Genomic DNA, 304 nt, shown 5'->3' with positions numbered 1-304 from the left:
CCGAGCATGAGGACGTGGTCGTAGCGGTCGTAGCGCAGCCGGGTGCCGCCGCACATGCCGAGCGCCTCGGCTGCGGCCAGCACCAGCTCCTCCTGGTCGGCCCGCATCGGCAGCTCGTCGGCCTGGTTGCGTTCACGGCCCTTACGGGTGTCCCAGCGGTCGGTGAACGCGTCGAGCCGCGCCAGCCGCTCGCCGACGCCGCCCTTCTCGGCGGCCAGGTCGCGGGCCAGCTCATGGTCCTGCTCGGTGGTGGAGAACGCCTCGACCAGGGCGTGCACGGGCACGGAGGCCAGCCAGCCGTCGA

The 304-nt window shown here is 73.4% G+C and carries 1 protein-coding gene; it reads right to left on the bottom strand.

Going from position 1 to position 304, the window contains the following annotated elements; genetic code table 11:
• Positions 1–304 (bottom strand): hypothetical protein (locus ACLZOT_RS51555; RefSeq protein WP_416976186.1); only part of this gene is annotated, 304 nt, incomplete at both ends.

This window comes from Streptomyces sp. 4F14 (genome assembly GCF_048159485.1).
Classification (GTDB): Bacteria; Actinomycetota; Actinomycetes; order Streptomycetales; family Streptomycetaceae; genus Streptomyces.
The sequence above is the reverse complement of the archived record's forward strand: the minus strand, read 5'-3'. Positions and strand labels throughout refer to the sequence as shown.